The following is a 16,062-nucleotide window of genomic DNA, read 5'->3' on the forward strand; positions in this document are numbered from 1 at the left end:
TCGGTTCAATAGGGTCAGGCGGGCTTGAGCGCCGGCGGCCGCGAGGCGCCGACGGCGTCGATGATCATGTGGACGACCAGGGCGGCGATGCCGAACAGCGCCATCGCGAAGACCAGCAGGAACAGGTCGTTATAGGCGAGCACATTGGCCTCCTGGGTCGCCAGCCGGCCGAGCGCGGCGACGCCCTGGGCGTCGCGCAGCGCACCGTCCTGCAGGACTTTGGAATAGCCGGTGCCATAGGCCTGGACCCGCTGGGCGACCACCGGGTCGGTCAGGGTCAGCGTGCTGGTCAGGATGTTCGAATGGAATTTCTCGCGAATGGTCACGAAGGTGCCGAGCACCGCCGAGCCGAGCAGGCCGCCAATGGTCTGCGAGCCCAGGAACACCGCCAGGAAGCTGAGAATATAGCTCGGTCCACGCTGCAGCGCCTTGACCAGGCCCGCGACCATGGACGGCGCCAGGAAGACGGCGCCGGCAAAGGCCATCATCGCCTGGCTCAGATAGAATTGCGCGGGACGGGTCAGATTGGTCGCCTGGGCGTCCATCCAGGCCGCGACGGCGATCAGCACCAGGGCGGCCAGATGCAGCACCTGCACCCGCGCCGGCTGAACGACCAGGCTGGTGAAGGCATAACCGGCAACGGTCGCGGCCGCCGCGATCCAGAATAGCGGGATCATCTGGTCGTTCTGCAGGCCGAGCGTATTGAACAGGCCGACCGCGCCGACCGACTGCTCGGACAGCAGCACGCGGAACAGCATGAGCGCGCCGGTAAAGGCCAGCATCTCGCGCGACGCGAGCCAGCGCAGATCAATGATCGGATTGGCGCGGTTGAGTTCGACCGCGGCGAACAGGGCCAGGGCGCCCATGCCGAGCGCGAGCAGCACGCCGAGCCAGGGAGCCTCGAACCACCAATAGGCGCGGCCGAGCGCCAGCACCAGGATCAGCGAGCCGGTGCCGACGGCGAGCAGGGGGAAGCTGACGAGATCGGCCCGGTCGAACACCTTCATGCGCGGCGGGTGGGTCAGCGGCAGGGTGAGGATGACGCAGAGGCTCATCAGGGCGAGCCCGGATTCCAGGAGGTAGAGGCCGTGCCACTCGCCGATCTCCAGGAGCTCCGGTGAGACGACGCGCGACAGCGGCACGGCCAGCTGGGCGCCGAGCAGGCCGAAACAGACGCCGACGGCCAAGCGTTTCGCCTCCGGCGCCTTTTCCAGCATGTAGAAGAAGGCCAGTGTGCTGAGTGGCGCAGCGACGAAGCCCATCACCGCGCGCACGGCGACGGCCGAACGAAGGTCGTTGCTGAAGAGATGGGCGAAGGCGACCAGGACGTAGACCGCCAGGCCGATCTCGGCGAAGCGCCGCAGCCCGAACTGGGTGCGCATCTTGTAGAGCAGCATCATGCCGGTGATGTTGGTGGCCATATAGGCGGCGACCAGCCAGTTGCTCTCCAGCTGGGTGATGCCGAGCGCGCCCTGGATGCCGGTCAGATTGACCGCGACCAGGTTGAGGCCGAGCCCCTGGGTCAGGCCGAGCAGCAAGGATGCCCCGGCATAGGTCGCAAAGACCAAGGGCGAGGCGGCCGGCCGGATCGCCGGAGCCGCCGGCGGTGGCGGCGCGACGGGAGCAGCGGCCGGCGGCGCTTCCGCCGCGGCGTGATCAAGGGTTGGAGCGGTCATGACGCCGGCTCCGGAACCGGCGCCAAGGCGGCGGCCGATGACGCGGTCAGAGCGATGAGGTTGCGCGACACCAGGGTGAGCACGCGGTCGGCGATGACCAGCTCCTGCGGGTCGATGTCACGCAGCACGTCGACGCGCATCTGGTCGATGATTTCGACGACCTGGTCGGCGACCGGCCGGCCCTTCGCGGTCAGCACGATGTCCTTGGCGCGACGATCGGTTTCGGAAGGCAGGCGCGCGATATAGCCGATCTGTTCCAGGCTATCGAACAGGCGCACCGCGGTCGAATGCTCGACCTCGAGAAAGGCGGTGAGTTCCGCCTGGCTCACCGGCCGCTCGGCGGAAACCAGATTGAGCAGGATACGTCCACGCGCCAGCGTCAGGTCGAGCGCCTTCAGGCGCAGGTCGAAACAGGTCCGCATGCAGCGCGACGCCAGCGCCAGATTGCGCATGAAATCCTTGTAAGCGTCCATGGCGGCCTCCGGCTGATATGTGCTCATACATAATGTGTAAAAGACATATTGTAGGAAGCTACATATATTTCAAGAGACCGGCCTGTCCAGCGCTTCGCTGAGCGATCACGTCGATGTGTGGGGAATGGGGGTGGTCGGCGGGAGGACCCGCAGCCGCGGAGGTCGCAAGCGAAAAGCGTAGCCAAACCAACCCTCTCCCATAGGGAGAGGGTGGCAGCGTCAGCTGCCGGGTGAGGGGTCGTCCATCTCTGGATCGGGTGGTACGCGGCGTGAGCGTCGGCACCAGCTCTGAGAGCTTACGCCCCTCACCCGGCGCCTGACGGCGCCACCCTCTCCCTATGGGAGAGGGTTGTTTTCACTACGCTTTGTGCTTTTTCGTGTGCACTCTGCGGACGTCGCGACGACAGCCTGCCGCCGCGCCCAACCTCACCCCACCGGGCGCTCGCCGAACAGGCGCAGGTTGACCGCCCGGGGCTTGGCCGCATCGGCCGGGCTCGCCGCGACGAAGGAGCTCAGCCCGCCGGCAAGTTCGGCCGGCAGCAGCATGACGCGCACGAAGATATTGGTGCCGCCGCTGATATTGGTGCCGATGACGGTTTCATGCCCGCTCTCGAACCAGGCGCCGCCGGCGCCGATACGGTCGAGCGCATCGCCGACCTCGGCACTGAGCAGGCCATGCTCGAGCCGGCGGATGCCGGGGCCGCGATGGCGGTGAGCCGGCGTCTGGGCGCCGGCCTGCGACTCCACCCGGTCGGCCCGCAGGATATGCGGGCCATCGTCGACAATGGCGATGCGCGACAGCACGGGCGACAGACCGGCATCGAAACGCAAGGGCAGCGAGCTCGGCGCGATCTCGTAGAGCCAGGCATTGCCGGTGCTGGTGATCCGGTCCCCCGCCGCGGCAAAGGCGCCCTCGCCCGGCGCAACCGGCTCGGTCCTGCCGCCCGCGGTCACCGCGGCCTCGCCCCGCTCGGCATAGATGAAGGCGAATGATCGCTCCTGCACGGCGCAGGCCGCGCCCGGACCAAGATCATAGACGGTCATCCGCCAGTGCTGCCCGCTCATTCTTCACTCCTGCCTCTGGACCGTCCCGTGCCGACGGCGGCCGGTCAGACCTGCTTCGCCCGCTTGATGACCGCATTCAGGATCGGTGTACCCGGCTCGATATATTCGTTGAGAATATCGAAATGACCCCAGCGCGGCAGGGTGTGAACCTCCGGGTTCATGCCGCTGCGATGCAGGTGGTGGGCATAACGGTAGCTCTGGTCGATCCACTGCCAGGGTTCCAGGCCGCCGACGAAGACGGTCGCCGGGCATTTGGCGAAGACCGGACGGCGCTCGACGTCCCGGCGCAGCGCGATCTCCTCGGTCAACTGGACCTGGGCATTGACCGTGGTGCCCATGACCGGACGGGGATCGTAGATGCCGCTGATCAGCACCGCGCCGACGATGAAGGACGGGTCGACACCTCCGGCGGTCCAGTCATGGGCCATGGCCTCGGCGGTGAGATGGGCGCCGGCCGAATGGCCGGACAGGCTGATGCGCGCGGCGTCGCCGCCGAAACCCGGCGCCTCGCGCCGGACCCAGTCGACAGCCGCGATCGCCGAGGTCGCGACACCGTCGAGGGTCGATGCCGGGCAGAGCTCGTAATTGGCGATAACGGTGGTGACGCCCGCCTCGACCAGCCGGCGCGCGACGAAGGCGAAATTCTGCTTGTCCTGGGCGCGCCAGTAGCCGCCATGGAAAAAGACGTGAACCGGCGCCGGGCCGCTCGCGCCGCTTGCCGCCGGATAGACGTCGACGCGATGCAAGGGGTGTTCGCCATAGGCGAGATCGGCCTGGCAGACGAGCGTCGCGCGAGCCTCGGCGTTGGCCGCCTGCCGGCCCACCTGCGCATCGGCGAAATTCGGGAAGGCGGCCTGGGGATTGTACTGGAACTCGTGTTCCTGCACCGAGAGCCCCGACCAGAGCGGCTGATCCGTCGTCATGTCCATATCCGTCCACGTGATGCGATGATTGGGATGCGCCCGGTCAGGCGGCCTTGGCAAGCGCGCCGGGCGCGGAGCAGCGCGCGCCGGAAAGCAGGGCGCGGTGACACCTTGTGACCAATATGATCCAATAGCGACCAATTGCCGATCATTCGGCCTGTTCCAGGACTTGGCCGCAGGGCTTTTGAACAATCAAAGCAAATGGTGTATCCATCATTTGCGGCGGTGGAACCAAATCAGACCAAGCATGCTCGAGACCTTGCGCAAATCCCCCGAAGAGCCCAGCACACGGGTCAAGTCCGACTCCGACAGCCAGGCGATCTATCAGAGCCTCCGGGGCTCGATCGTCGAGGGCCGGTTGCGCTCCGGCACGCGGCTGCCGACCGAGCGGGCGCTGGCGAGCCGCTTCGGAGCGGCGCGCAACACCGTGCGCAAGACGATGAACATGCTGGTCAGCGAAGGCCTGATCATCCGCCATGTCGGCCGCGGCACCTTTGTCGCGCGGGATGTCGCCAAGGGCGTCGAGGCGGTCGCCGAGACGCCCGAGTTCAGCCTGGGCGAATTGCTCGAAGCCCGCCTGATGTTCGAACCCATGCTCGCCGAGCTGGTCGCCGAGCGAGCGACCGATGCCGACCTCGCCGGGCTGTCCGCTTATCTCGAAGCCTTGCGCAACGCCGCCACCTGGACCGAGTTCAAGGAAGCCAAATATGCCATGCACCTGGCCATCGTCCGCGCCTCGCGCAACAGCTTCCTGATCTCCATGTTCGAGGCGATCATCGCCTCGCGCCGCAAATCCGGCTGGGGCCGGCCTGGCGGCCACCCGCTGCCGATCAGCGCGGTCCGGGAAGTCGCCGCGCGCGACAATGCCGCGATCGTCGAGGCCCTGCGCAGCCGTGACGCCGCCGCCGCCCGCGACGCGATCCGGTCCTACCTGCTGCGGACCCTGATGTCGGTCAGCGACAGCTGAGGGCATGAGCGGCCGGCTCACCGCCGGTCCATCCGCCGCTGCAGCCCGCGGCCGACCAGCATCAGCGCCAGCGCCGTCACCAGGATCGCCAGGCCCGGAAAGGCCGACATCCAGGGCGCGAGCAGGATGTAGTCCTTGCCCTGCTGCAGGATGGCGCCCCAGTCCGGCGTCGGCGGCTGCACGCCGAGACCCAGAAAGCCGAGCGCCGACTGGATCTGCAGCACCAGCGGAAACAGCACCATGCATTGCACCAGGACCAGCGGCAGCACGTTGCGCATGACGTGGTGGAACAGGATCCACGGTTCCGACAGGCCGATGCTGCGGGCGGCCTCGACATAGGTCAGGCCGGCTTCCGCCATGGCGCCGGAGCGGGCGATGCGGAAGAAGACGGGCACGTAGACGACCGTCAGGGCGAAAACCAGATTGACGGTCTTCGGCCCGAGAATGCCGGTCACCATGACGCCGAGAATGATCGGCGGGAAGCTCAGGATGACGTCGATCAGCCGGCCGAGCAGCATGTCGATGCGGCCGCCGACAAAACCCGAGATGATGCCGAAACCACCGCCGATCACCGCCGCCGCGAAAAGCGCACTGGCACAGATCGACAGGGTGATGCGGGCGCCATAGGCGACGCGTGCCAGAATGTCGCGGCCGACATCGTCGGTGCCGAAAGGATGCAGGGCGGAGGGTGCCTCCATCGCCTTGTCGACACTGATGGTCAGCGGCGAATGGGCGGTGAACAGGCCTGGAAACAACACCACCAGCAGGACGAAGGCGAGCAGGATCAGGCCAAGCGCCAGATCCGGCTCGCGGCGCATGCGCCTGGCGACCAGTGCCAGGCGGCCGGGGGTCTGCGCGGGAAGGCTCATCTCTGTCATGGCAGCACCTAGCTCAGCCGCACGCGCGGATCGATGACCCGGTAGAGGAGGTCGACCGCCAGATTGACCAGCATGGCGATCACCACGACGACCAGGAGGCCCGCCTGCAGGACGGGATAGTCGCGCGTCTCGATCGAGGAGAGCAGCAGGCGGCCGAGGCCCGGCAGCGCGAACAGGCTTTCGATGATGACCGCGCCACCCAGGATCTGGATCAGGATCAGGCCCATGAAGGTGACCAGGGGGATCGCGATATTGCGCAGCACATGCTTGAAGAAGACGATGCGGGTCGGCACGCCCTTGGCGATGGCGGTGCGGACATAGTCCTGGCCGAAGGCGGCCACCACGCTCTGGCGGACGAACTGGCTGTAAGCGGCCGCCTGCAGCAAGGCGAGGCTGAGGATCGGCAGCGCCATGATCGAGGCGTTTTCGCCGAGCGATTCGGTCGGTGGCACGTACATCAGCGGCGGCGACCAGTCGAAGGCGGCGGAGACGCCGACCAGCAGCATGAGGCCGATCCAGAACACCGGGGCGGCGAGGCCGAGCAGGTTGAAGGTCTGGATCACCCGGTCGAGCCAGCGGCCCTCGTAAATGGCGGCGACGACACCGAGCGGCACGCCGATGCCGGTCGCCACCAGCAGCGTCACGAAGGCGAGCTGCAAGGTGACCCCGAGCGCCGAGGAAATCATGCCGAGAACCGGCTGGCCGCGGGTCCAGCTGGTGCCGAAATCGGCGGTGACGACATGGCCGAGCCAGCCAAGATATTGCCGCCAGACCGGCTGGTCCAGGCCGAAGAACTCGCGCAGGGCCTTGGCCGCGACGGGATCGCTGGTCTGGCCGAGCATCTGGCCGACGACGTCGCCCGGCACGCTGCGCACCAGCAGGAAGACGACGACGGAGGCCAGGATCGCGGTGACGATCGAGGCGGCCAGCCGTTTTGCGAGATAAGCGCCCATCGAACTCTTCAGGGGTTGAAGTGTCGGCCGTTGAAGCGGGCCTTGTGATCCAGGCCTTGCACGCGGCGGCGAACCGCCGCGCGCCAGGCTGAAGGTCAGGCGATCCAGGCGCGCGCCAGGCCGTAATACCAGCCGGTGGGATGCTGCTGGTAATTGCGGACCTTGTCGTTGCGCACGACGATATGGTCGGCGGAGAACAGCATGATGGTCGGCACGCTGGTCGCCATCACCTGCTGGTAGCGCGCGTAGATCTCCTTGCGCTTGGCCGGATCGTTCTCCACCCGGCCTTCGTCGAGCAGGCGGCTGGCCTCGTCATTTTTCCAGTTGCGGAAATCCGCACCCTCGGGCGCCTTGTGGAAGTGCCGGTAGAACAAGAGGTTCGGGTCCGGCACGGTCGCCCAGTCGTTGAAGGTGAAGCCCATCTGCTTCGACTGGAAATTCTTGACCCAGACGCCGAGCTCGACACGCTGGATGGTGAGCTTGATGCCGACCTTGCCGAGCTGCTCGCGCAGCGTCACGGCGGCCGCATCCATCCAGTCGTAACCGATGATCGAGGTCAGCGTCAGGTCGAAGCCATTGGGGTGGCCGGCTTCCGCGAGCAGCTTCTTGGCCGCTTCAATATCGAGCTTCTGGTTCGGCAGCTTGTCGAGCGGCACGCCCCAGCTGTCCTGCATGCCGGCGACCATGGTGCCGATCACCTTGCCGAGCCCGCCGATCGAGGCGCGCATGATCTCGTCCTTGTCGACGGCAAGCGCAATGGCCCGGCGCACCCGCTCGTCGTCGAGCGGCTTCAGCTCGGCGCCGAGATCGATGGCCTTCTGGTTGAACGAGGGGCTGCGCTCGATGACCAGGCCGGCGACGCCCTCGACCTGCCGGACGTCCTGGGGACGGGTCAAGGTGGCGATGTCGACCCGCTTGTTGCGCAGGCCGACCAGCAGGCTGGCGCCGTTCGGCACGAAGACGAAATTGATCCGGTCGAGATAAGGAACGCCCGGCTCCCAATAGTCGGGATTGCGCACCAGCGTGGCATTGCTGTTCGGCTTGAACTCGGCGAGCTTGAACGGTCCGGTGCCGACGCTCGCCTGGTTGAGCTTGGTCTTGGCATCGGCCGCGTCGAAATAGCCCGCCGGCACCACGCCGCCATATTTGTTGCCGAGCGTCATCGGCAGCGCCGCGTTGGGCGCCGAGATGGTGATCTTGACGGTGGCATCGTCGACCGCCTCGACCGCCTGGATGGCCGCGAAGTCGCCGGCGCCGGGCGAGCCGTTCTTCGGATCGCGGATGTAGTTATAGCTATAGGCGACGTCCTTGGCGGTCATTGCCTGACCGGTATGGAACTTGACGCCCTTGCGCAGGCGCACGGTATAGACAAGCCGGTCGGCCGAGAGGTCGAAACCCTCGGCGAGCAGCGGCATGGCCTCGCCATCCGGGCTTTCGTAGAACAGTCCCTGATAGATCAGCACGGTCAGGCGGATGCGGGCATCGGCCGCCTGATGGAACGGATCGAGCCCGGGCGGCTCGACCAGCAGGCCCATGTTGAGCGTACCGCCGGTCTTCGCACCGGTCGGCTTCGGACCGTAGAGATCGGTCGCCTGCGCCGGGCCGACCAGTGCGGCCGCCGCGGCCATGCCGCCGAGCGCCAGCAGCGCGCGCCGGTCCATCACGCCAAGAAAATCGGAAAGGGACATGGTTCTCGCCTCCAGATGGGCCTTGATATCTGTCTCGGCGATCCCTCGGCGGCCCGCGCCGGGATCGTTGATCGGGTGAATGTCGTTATTCGCGATAGGCCACGATCATCTCGATCTCGACCGCGGCATTGCGCGGCAGCTCGGCGACGCCGACCGCCGAGCGGGCATGCCGGCCGGCCTCGCCGAAGATCTCGCCGAGAAGGTCGGAGGCCGCGTCCAGCACCTTCGGCTGGTCGTTGAAGCCGGGCGCCGAGGCGACGAAACCGGTCACCTTGAGGATGCGCTCGATCCGGTCGAGCGATCCGAGCGCCTGTTTCAGGCAAGCCAGCCCCTGCTGGATGCAGATGCGCGCCTCACCGCGTGCCTGCTCCAGCGAGACCGCGCCTCCGGCCTTGCCGAAGAGCTTCACCTCGCCGTCGACCTTGGGCATCTGGCCGGCCAGATAGGCGACGCCGCGATGCAGGGTCACCGGCACATAGTTGAAGGAGGGCGCGGCTGCGTCCGGCAGCGTAATGCCCAGTTCGGCGAGACGTTGGTCAATCATGGTGATGCTCAGCTCTCAGGAGACAGGAGGGCGCGAACGAGGCCGTCGAGATCGTGGCGGGCGACAAAACCGGTGGCGGCGGCCAGCCGGCCGCCGTCGATCAGCGGGAACAGCAAGGCTGGCTCGGTGCGGTCGAGCACGATCCGGGCGCCGGGCACCTGGCGTTCCACCGCGGCGATCAGATCGGCCAGGCTCGCCTCGAAGCCTTTCAGATTATAGACCGGATCGAGCGCGTCGGGATGGCGCAGCGCGGCCAGAACGGCATCCGCGACATCGGCGACATGCATCAGGTCGACCGGCTGGTCGTGGAAGGCGATGCGCGCCGCCCGGCCGGTGCGGGCGGCGGTGAAAACATCGGCAATGGCGCTTGCCGCGCCCTGATACCAGAGACCCGGCCCGAGGATCAGCGGCAGCCGGAGCCCGACAATGCCGAGGCCGTGACGGCGCGCGTGAAAGGCCGAGAGCGCCTCGGCCATTTGCTTGGTCAGGCCATAGGTCGTGGTCGGCGCCGAACGATCGTCTTCATCGACGCGGGCGTCGCCATAGTCCGAAGCCGGGCCATAAACGACGGTCGAGCTGGTCCAGACGAGCCGGCGGATGCCGGCCGCATGCGCGGCGTCGATCAGCTTGCCGTGGCCGGCCACATTGACCGCGAAGGCGGCATCGGCCTCGGCTTCGCCCGAGCGCATCAGGCCGAGCTTGCCGACGCCATGGGCGACGCAGGAGACCACCAGGGACGGGCGCACTTCGGCAAAGGCCGCCGCGAGCGCCGCGCGATCCTCGATCGAACCATGGATCTCGCCATAACGGCCGGCGATGTCGGCGAGCCGGTCCTCGGCCATGGCCGGGCCGAACAGCACCGGATGGAAGCCGGCGCCGACCAGCGCGCGGACGACATGGGAGCCGACGAAGCCACGGCCGCCGGCAACCAGCACGGCCGAGCCCCGGTCCCCGCCCCTGCTGTCAGAGTGCGATGTCGTCACGGATGCAGGCTTTCCAGTGGCCGGGAGAAATCTCGCGAAGATCCGGCACGGTCTTGGCGCAGTCGGGCAAGGCGAAGGGGCAGCGGGTGCGGAAGACGCAGCCGGAGGGCGGTGCGCTGGGGCTCGGAATTTCGCCCGACAGCATGATCCGGTCGGCGGCGCGCGCCGAACCGGGGGCCGCATGCATCAGCGCCGCGGTATAGGGATGGGCTGGCTGTGCGAACAGTTCCGTGCTCGGCGCGAGCTCCATGACGCGTCCGAGATAGAGCACCATGACCCGGTCGGAAATGACCTCGACCACCGACAGGTCGTGGCTGATGAACATCAGGGTCAGCGAGAGATCGCGCTGCAGGTCCTGAAGCAGGTTCAGCACCTCGGCCTGAATCGACACATCGAGTGCGGAGACCGGCTCGTCGGCAACGATGAAGCTCGGATTGGAGGCGAGCGCCCGCGCGATCGCCACGCGCTGGCGCTGGCCGCCGGAAAAGGCGCGCGGATAGCGGCCGAGATGCTCGCGGGTCAGGCCGACCCGTTCCAGCAGCTTGCCGGCCTCGTCCATCGCCTCCGCCTTGCCGAGGCCGCGATGCAGGCGGATCGGCTCGACCAGCGCGTCACCGACGGTCATGCGCTGGTTGAGGCTGGCAAAGGGATCCTGGAAGATCATCTGCATGTGCCGGCGGAAGCGCCTGAGCTCGCGCGGCGCGAGCGCGCCGAGATCCTGGCCGGCATAGGTCACCGTGCCGGCGGTCGGCTCGAGCAGGCGCAGCACCAGGCGGCCAATGGTCGACTTGCCCGAACCAGATTCGCCGACGACACCCAAGACCTTGCCCTTGTCGAGGGTGAAGGAGACATCCTGCACCGCCCGCACGGCAGGGCTCGCGCCGAAATGCTTGGTCAGCCCTTCCACGGTCAGCAAGGGCTGGTCGCGGCTGGCTTCGGTGGTATGGGCGAGGACGGCACTGGTCATGATGCGAGCTCGCGCCAGCGGAAGCAGCGCGCGACATGGTCGGCGCCGACGGTCTCGAGCGCGGGCAGCGTCGCAGCGCATTGCGCCACCGCCAGGCCGCAGCGCGGATGGAAGCGGCAGCCGGCCGGCGGATTGAGTGGGCTCGGCAAGGCGCCGGGGATCGGCACCAGCCGGGCACCGTGGCCCGCGCCATGGGGCGTGCAGGCGAGCAGCGCCTTGGTATAGGGGTGGCGCGGACGGGCCAGCACGTCGGCGGCCGGGCCCTGCTCGACGATCTGGCTGGCATACATGACCGCCACCTGGTCGGCAATCTCCTCGACCAGCTTCAGGTCGTGGGTGACGAAGATCAGCGCCATGCCGCGCTCACGCTGCAGCCGCTTCAACAGCGCGATGATCTGCGCCTGAATGGTGACGTCGAGAGCTGTCGTCGGCTCGTCGGCGATCAGCAGGACCGGATCGCAGGCGAGCGCGATGGCGATCATCACGCGCTGGCGCATGCCACCGGAAAGCTGATGGGGAAAGGCGTCGACGCGCCGCTCCGGATCGGTGATGCCGACATCGCGCAACAGGTCGATCGCCATCTCGCGTGCCTTGCGCCGGTCGACCCGTTTGTGGATGCGGATCGGCTCGGCGATCTGGTCGCCGATCGGAAACACCGGATTGAGGCTCGACATCGGATCCTGGAAGATCATCGCGATGTCGCGGCCACGGATGCGCGCCATCTCGGCATCGCTCGCCGCGACCAGATCGACCGGCGCGCCGGTACGCGCCTGGAACCGGATGCTGCCGCCCTCGACCCGGCCGGCGGTCCGGCCGAGCAGGCGCATGACGGTCAGGCCGGTCACCGACTTGCCCGAGCCCGACTCGCCGACGATCGCCAGCGTCTCGCCATGGGCGACCGACAGGGTGACGCCGTTGACGGCCTTGACGATGCCGGCATCGGTATGAAACCAGGTCTTGAGATCGGCGATCTCGAGAACCGGCCGACGGTCGGCGACGGCCTCGCGGCCGGGGTCAGCGGAGAGCATGGCGCTCGACCGCGTCCCAATCCACCTCGATGCCGAGCCCCGGTGCATCCGGTACCACGATGGCGCCGTCGGCCGGCTTCAGCGGGTTCTTCAGGATCGAGTCGCGCAAGGGATTGGTGCCCAGATCATATTCGACCAGCGTCGGGCGCGGCACGTTGTTGGCGTGGGGATAGACCGGCAGGGACGCGACGAAATGGACGGCGGCGGCCAGGCCGACGCCACTGCCCCAGACATGCGGCGACAGGCGCAGGTGGTCCATCATCGCGAGCTGGGCGATCTGCTTGCCCTGCCAGAAGCCGCCGCACAGCGACAGGTCGGGCTGGACCACGTCGACGGCGCGGCGATCGATCAGCCGCTTGAAGTCGAAGGCGGTGTAGAGCGCCTCCCCGGTGGCAATCGGCACCGGGCTCCAGCGCTGCAGGATCTCGTAGCCGGAGAAGTCCTGCGGGCTGAGCGGCTCCTCGACCCAGCCGATCTTGTAAGGGGCGAGCCGGGTGATGCTCTCGCGCGCCACATCCAGGGTGTAGTTGGAGTTGATGTCGACCATGATGTCGACATCCGGGCCGAGAATGTGCCGGGCGGTCGCCACGCGCGCCTCGTCGGAGGCCGGCGAGACGCCGATCTTGATCTTCACGGCGCGGTGGCCGGCCTTGGCCATGGCTTCGATCTGCGGCTCGAAATCGCGATCGCTGTTCTCGGTGAGATAACCACCCGAGGCGTAGATCGACACCTTGGCGGCCTGCTTGCCGCCGATCAGCCGGTGCACCGGCTGGCCGAGCATCTTGCCGGCGGCATCCTTGGCCGCCATGTCGATGCCGGAAATACACCAGGTCAGCGGACCCTGAACGCCGAAGTGATAATGCCGGGCGAGCATGAGCGAATAGGCATGCTCGATGTCGAGCACATTGGTCCCGACCAGATAGCTCCTGAGCAGCGGCAAATAGGCGAGATTGACCTGCGGCATGCCCCAGGCCTCGCCAATGCCCTCGGTGCCGTCGGCGAGCTTGAGCCGTACCAGGGTGGTCGCGCGCGCAGTCGCCAGCGACTTGGACATGCCATAGGCACCGCCGCCGGGAAGCTGCGCCTGTATCGGAACGAAAGAGATATCCTGGATCACCATACGCGCCTCCACCGGCGCGCCGCCCAGATGGCGGCCAATGCCGGATCAATTGAGGCCAATAGTGAGCCAATTCAAAAGTGAGCACAAGTCCGCCAGGGGAATTTCCACCTATGCACGACCGGCCCCGCATGTCTCGCCCGCAGGTGAAAACGCCCGGTAGAGCTGGACATCGAGCCGCAACCGGAGCGTCAGGAAATGGCGTGCTCGGCCCCCTGGTGCGGCTCAAACCCAGGTGCCGGTGCGCTCCGTGGTCGGCGCGAAGCCGCCGAACGACCAGCGCAGCGGCAGGGCCCCGGGCCTGAGCCAGCCGTCGCCGACGTGGAAGTGCCAGAGCCGCTCGGCGCCGGCGATCCTGCCGATCTCGGCGCCGTTCCAGACGATCTCGGTACGGCCCTGCAGCTGCAGCACGTCGCCCTGGTCGAAGTCGACGAACAGCAAGGCCGCGCGCGGCTCGACCAGCAGATTGCCGAGCGTGTTGAAATAGCGATTGCCGCTGAAGTCGGGAATGGTCAGCCGGTCGCCTTCGATATGAACAAAGCCCGGGCGGCCACCACGGTGGGATATGTCGACGCCGCCGCCGGCCTCGATATCCGGCCCGGAACTGCTGGCGACGAACAAGGTGTCGGCGCCGGCGACCATGGCGCGCGGCCGGCCACCGAGCCCGGCCAGGCGTTGCGCGGGGACCGTCGCCGCGGCGCCAGGCTGGAGTTCGCGCAGCTGAATATATTGCGGGCAATTGCCGAAGCTCTGGCGGATGTCGACCGTCATGCCGGCCGGGTCGCTCGCGCTGATGACGCCATTGGCCCGGTTGCGCCGGCGGGTCGCGAGATCAAGCCCAAGCAGGCCGACGGCCGCACCGGCGCCAATCAGGCCCGCCACCGGATCGCAGGCGTCGGGCCGCGCGTCGATACGCAAGGTCCTGGCGTCCGGGCTCGCGACGAAGCCCGGCTCCCCGGTCAGCATGGTGGCCATCGGCCCCCCCGCCGCGTCGAGCGCGCCGAGGAACAGATAGGGCAAGTGGCCGAAGAAGATGCGGTGCTGGTCCGGCATGAAATCGCGAATGCCGGCGCCACGCGAACCGACGCCGGCGAGCGCCTGGGCCTTCATTTCCCCGGCATGGAAGGGCGAGCTGTCCATGGCATGCCTCACGCGACCTTGGGCAATGGCGAGCGCGGCATGGCCTTGAAATGCGGCAGGGCCTCGACGCGGCCGAGCCAGGCACACACCGCCGGATAGGGATCGAGCGCGATGCCGCCTTCCGGCGCATGCGCGACGTAGGAGTAGCAGGCGAGATCGGCAATGGTGGGGTGATCGGCCGCGAGATAAGCCCTGCCCGCCAGATGGCCATCCATGAAGGCCAGCAGTCGGTGGGCGATTTCGGCGGCCCTGACCGGGTCGCCCGGCATGCCCCAGAGCAGCGCCATGCGGGCGGTCGCCGGGCCATACATCACCTCGCCCGCGGCAATGGAGAGCCAGCGTTGCACTTGCGCCGCCGCGACCGGCTCTTTCGGCAGCCAGGCGCTGCCGGGCGCATAGCGGCCGACCAGATAGACCATGATGGCGTTGCTGTCGGCGAGCGTCAGATCGCCGTCCCGCAGCACAGGGATCTGGCCGAGCGGGTTGAGCGCGCGAAACTCCGCCGACCTGCGCACATCGGCGGAGGCCGTGACATAGCGATAGGGCAGGCCAAAGGTCAGCAGGAGCAGTTCGACGCGATGGGCGTGGCCGGAAAGCGGCGTGCCATAGAGCGTGATCGCGGGTTCGGACATCGAAAATGGCTCCTCAGCGGTGACGAGAGCCGCAGAATGACTGTTGCGCCGGGTGAACAGAATTCTAAAAATTGGAAAGTCAAAATTTCAAATTATGGAATGATCGATGGATCGCCTCGACGAGCTCACCATCTTCGTCACCATCATCGACACGGGCAGCCTGATCGCCGCGGCACGCCGACTGCGGCGCTCGGCTCCCGCGGTCACCCGGGCGCTGAACGCGCTGGAGGAGCGAACTGGCGTCCGGCTGGTGGAGCGAACCACCCGGCGCCTCACGCCGACCGATGCGGGCCGCAACCTCGCCGACCACGCGCGCCGGCTGATCGGCGACTACGACGCCTCGATCGGCGGCGCGGCGGCGACCGAGGCGCGCGGCCTGCTCAGGGTCACCGCACCGCGCGTCTTCGGCCGACGCCATGTCGCGCCCGTCGTCACCGACTTTCTGGACCGGCACCCGCAGGTGCAGGCGGAGCTTCTGCTCAACGACCGCAATGTCGACCTGATCGAGGAGGACGTGCATGTCGCCGTCAGGATCGGCCCCCTCGCCGATTCCAGCCTTGTCGCCCGGCGCGTCGGCGAGGTCCGGCGCATGCTGGTGGCCAGCCCCGGCTATCTGGCCGGGCGCGGCAGGCCGCGGCAGCCCGCCGATCTCACCGGCCACGAGACGATCACCGGGTTGATCATGGCGCAGGAGTGGCGCTTCGGAGTGGGCCATCGCGGACCGGTGGTGCGGCTGTCGCCGCGATTTTCCGGCAATGACATCGACGCCAACCTGATGGCAATCCGCGCCGGGCGCGGCATTGGCCGGGTGCTGTCCTATCAGGTCGCCACGGAAATCGCCGATGGCTCGCTGATCCGGCTGCTGCCGGAATTCGAGCCGGCGGCGCTGCCAGTCCATCTGGTGGTGCCGAGCAGCCGCCACATGGCGCCGAAGGTTCGCGCCTTCCTCGATCACGCTGTCGCGGCGCTGGAGCGGCTCAGCGTCATCCGGCCGGAACAGGCTCCGGGGAGCCCCGCTCCGGCCTGAC

The 16,062-nt window shown here is 67.6% G+C and carries 16 protein-coding genes; 2 read left to right on the forward strand and 14 right to left on the reverse strand.

Annotated elements, in window-relative coordinates:
- Positions 1 to 14: 14 nt before the first annotated feature.
- The 4 genes from AC07WJ_RS22760 to AC07WJ_RS22775 all read right to left on the reverse strand — a co-directional run bounded on the left by AC07WJ_RS22760 (position 15) and on the right by AC07WJ_RS22775 (position 4,137).
- The gene (locus AC07WJ_RS22760; protein ID WP_494936948.1) at positions 15 to 1,676 is read right to left on the reverse strand and encodes an MFS transporter; all 1,662 of its coding nucleotides are present in this window, start codon (positions 1,674 to 1,676) and stop codon (positions 15 to 17) included.
- A complete protein-coding gene (locus tag AC07WJ_RS22765; protein ID WP_494936949.1) occupies positions 1,673 to 2,149 on the reverse strand; it encodes a MarR family winged helix-turn-helix transcriptional regulator in 477 nt (158 codons plus the stop codon). The genes AC07WJ_RS22760 and AC07WJ_RS22765 overlap by 4 nt, the downstream gene beginning before the upstream one ends.
- Before the next feature lie 426 nt (positions 2,150 to 2,575).
- Positions 2,576 to 3,214, reverse strand: coding sequence for a hypothetical protein (locus AC07WJ_RS22770; protein WP_494936950.1), 639 nt, complete (start codon positions 3,212 to 3,214; stop codon positions 2,576 to 2,578).
- A 44-nt stretch (positions 3,215 to 3,258) separates the two neighbouring features.
- Complete coding sequence (locus AC07WJ_RS22775) at positions 3,259 to 4,137, reverse strand: alpha/beta hydrolase (protein ID WP_494936951.1); 879 nt, start codon at positions 4,135 to 4,137, stop codon at positions 3,259 to 3,261.
- A gap of 247 nt (positions 4,138 to 4,384) precedes the next feature.
- Between AC07WJ_RS22775 and AC07WJ_RS22780 the strand changes: the two genes are divergently transcribed.
- Positions 4,385 to 5,104 carry a FadR/GntR family transcriptional regulator gene (locus AC07WJ_RS22780; RefSeq protein WP_494936952.1) on the forward strand — a complete coding sequence of 240 codons (720 nt, stop codon included), beginning with the start codon at positions 4,385 to 4,387 and terminating at the stop codon, positions 5,102 to 5,104.
- A gap of 17 nt (positions 5,105 to 5,121) precedes the next feature.
- Here AC07WJ_RS22780 and AC07WJ_RS22785 read toward each other — a convergent pair whose 3' ends face one another.
- The 10 genes from AC07WJ_RS22785 to AC07WJ_RS22830 form a co-directional block, all read right to left on the reverse strand.
- Positions 5,122 to 5,982, reverse strand: coding sequence for an ABC transporter permease (locus AC07WJ_RS22785; RefSeq protein WP_494936953.1), 861 nt, complete (start codon positions 5,980 to 5,982; stop codon positions 5,122 to 5,124).
- An 8-nt stretch (positions 5,983 to 5,990) separates the two neighbouring features.
- Positions 5,991 to 6,935: an ABC transporter permease gene (locus AC07WJ_RS22790; protein WP_494936954.1), complete on the reverse strand. Its 945-nt coding sequence runs from the start codon at positions 6,933 to 6,935 to the stop codon at positions 5,991 to 5,993.
- Positions 6,936 to 7,030: 95 nt separating this feature from the next.
- Positions 7,031 to 8,623, reverse strand: coding sequence for an ABC transporter substrate-binding protein (locus AC07WJ_RS22795; RefSeq protein ID WP_494936955.1), 1,593 nt, complete (start codon positions 8,621 to 8,623; stop codon positions 7,031 to 7,033).
- 85 nt (positions 8,624 to 8,708) lie between these two features.
- Positions 8,709 to 9,167, reverse strand: a complete 459-nt coding sequence (locus AC07WJ_RS22800; RefSeq protein ID WP_494936956.1) for a RidA family protein — start codon at positions 9,165 to 9,167, stop codon at positions 8,709 to 8,711.
- Positions 9,168 to 9,175: 8 nt separating this feature from the next.
- On the reverse strand, positions 9,176 to 10,150 hold the full coding sequence (locus AC07WJ_RS22805; RefSeq protein ID WP_494936957.1) for an NAD-dependent epimerase/dehydratase family protein: 975 nt from the start codon (positions 10,148 to 10,150) through the stop codon (positions 9,176 to 9,178).
- Entirely contained in the window at positions 10,131 to 11,117 is a 987-nt protein-coding gene (locus tag AC07WJ_RS22810) for an ABC transporter ATP-binding protein (protein WP_494936958.1), read from the reverse strand. The genes AC07WJ_RS22805 and AC07WJ_RS22810 overlap by 20 nt, the downstream gene beginning before the upstream one ends.
- Positions 11,114 to 12,145 carry an ABC transporter ATP-binding protein gene (locus AC07WJ_RS22815; protein WP_494936959.1) on the reverse strand — a complete coding sequence of 344 codons (1,032 nt, stop codon included), beginning with the start codon at positions 12,143 to 12,145 and terminating at the stop codon, positions 11,114 to 11,116. Before AC07WJ_RS22815 ends, AC07WJ_RS22810 begins: the two co-directional genes overlap by 4 nt.
- Entirely contained in the window at positions 12,132 to 13,265 is a 1,134-nt protein-coding gene (locus AC07WJ_RS22820) for a mandelate racemase/muconate lactonizing enzyme family protein (RefSeq protein ID WP_494936960.1), read from the reverse strand. The genes AC07WJ_RS22815 and AC07WJ_RS22820 overlap by 14 nt, the downstream gene beginning before the upstream one ends.
- Positions 13,266 to 13,487: 222 nt before the next feature.
- The gene (locus AC07WJ_RS22825; RefSeq protein WP_494936961.1) at positions 13,488 to 14,402 is read right to left on the reverse strand and encodes a pyridoxamine 5'-phosphate oxidase family protein; all 915 of its coding nucleotides are present in this window, start codon (positions 14,400 to 14,402) and stop codon (positions 13,488 to 13,490) included.
- Positions 14,403 to 14,410: 8 nt separating this feature from the next.
- Positions 14,411 to 15,034, reverse strand: coding sequence for a glutathione S-transferase (locus AC07WJ_RS22830; protein WP_494936962.1), 624 nt, complete (start codon positions 15,032 to 15,034; stop codon positions 14,411 to 14,413).
- A 106-nt stretch (positions 15,035 to 15,140) separates the two neighbouring features.
- Between AC07WJ_RS22830 and AC07WJ_RS22835 the strand changes: the two genes are divergently transcribed.
- On the forward strand, positions 15,141 to 16,061 hold the full coding sequence (locus AC07WJ_RS22835; RefSeq protein ID WP_494936963.1) for a LysR family transcriptional regulator: 921 nt from the start codon (positions 15,141 to 15,143) through the stop codon (positions 16,059 to 16,061).
- The last annotated feature ends 1 nt before the right edge of the window (position 16,062 follow it).

It is taken from the genome of Phreatobacter sp. GW821-FHT04C01 (assembly GCF_059420385.1).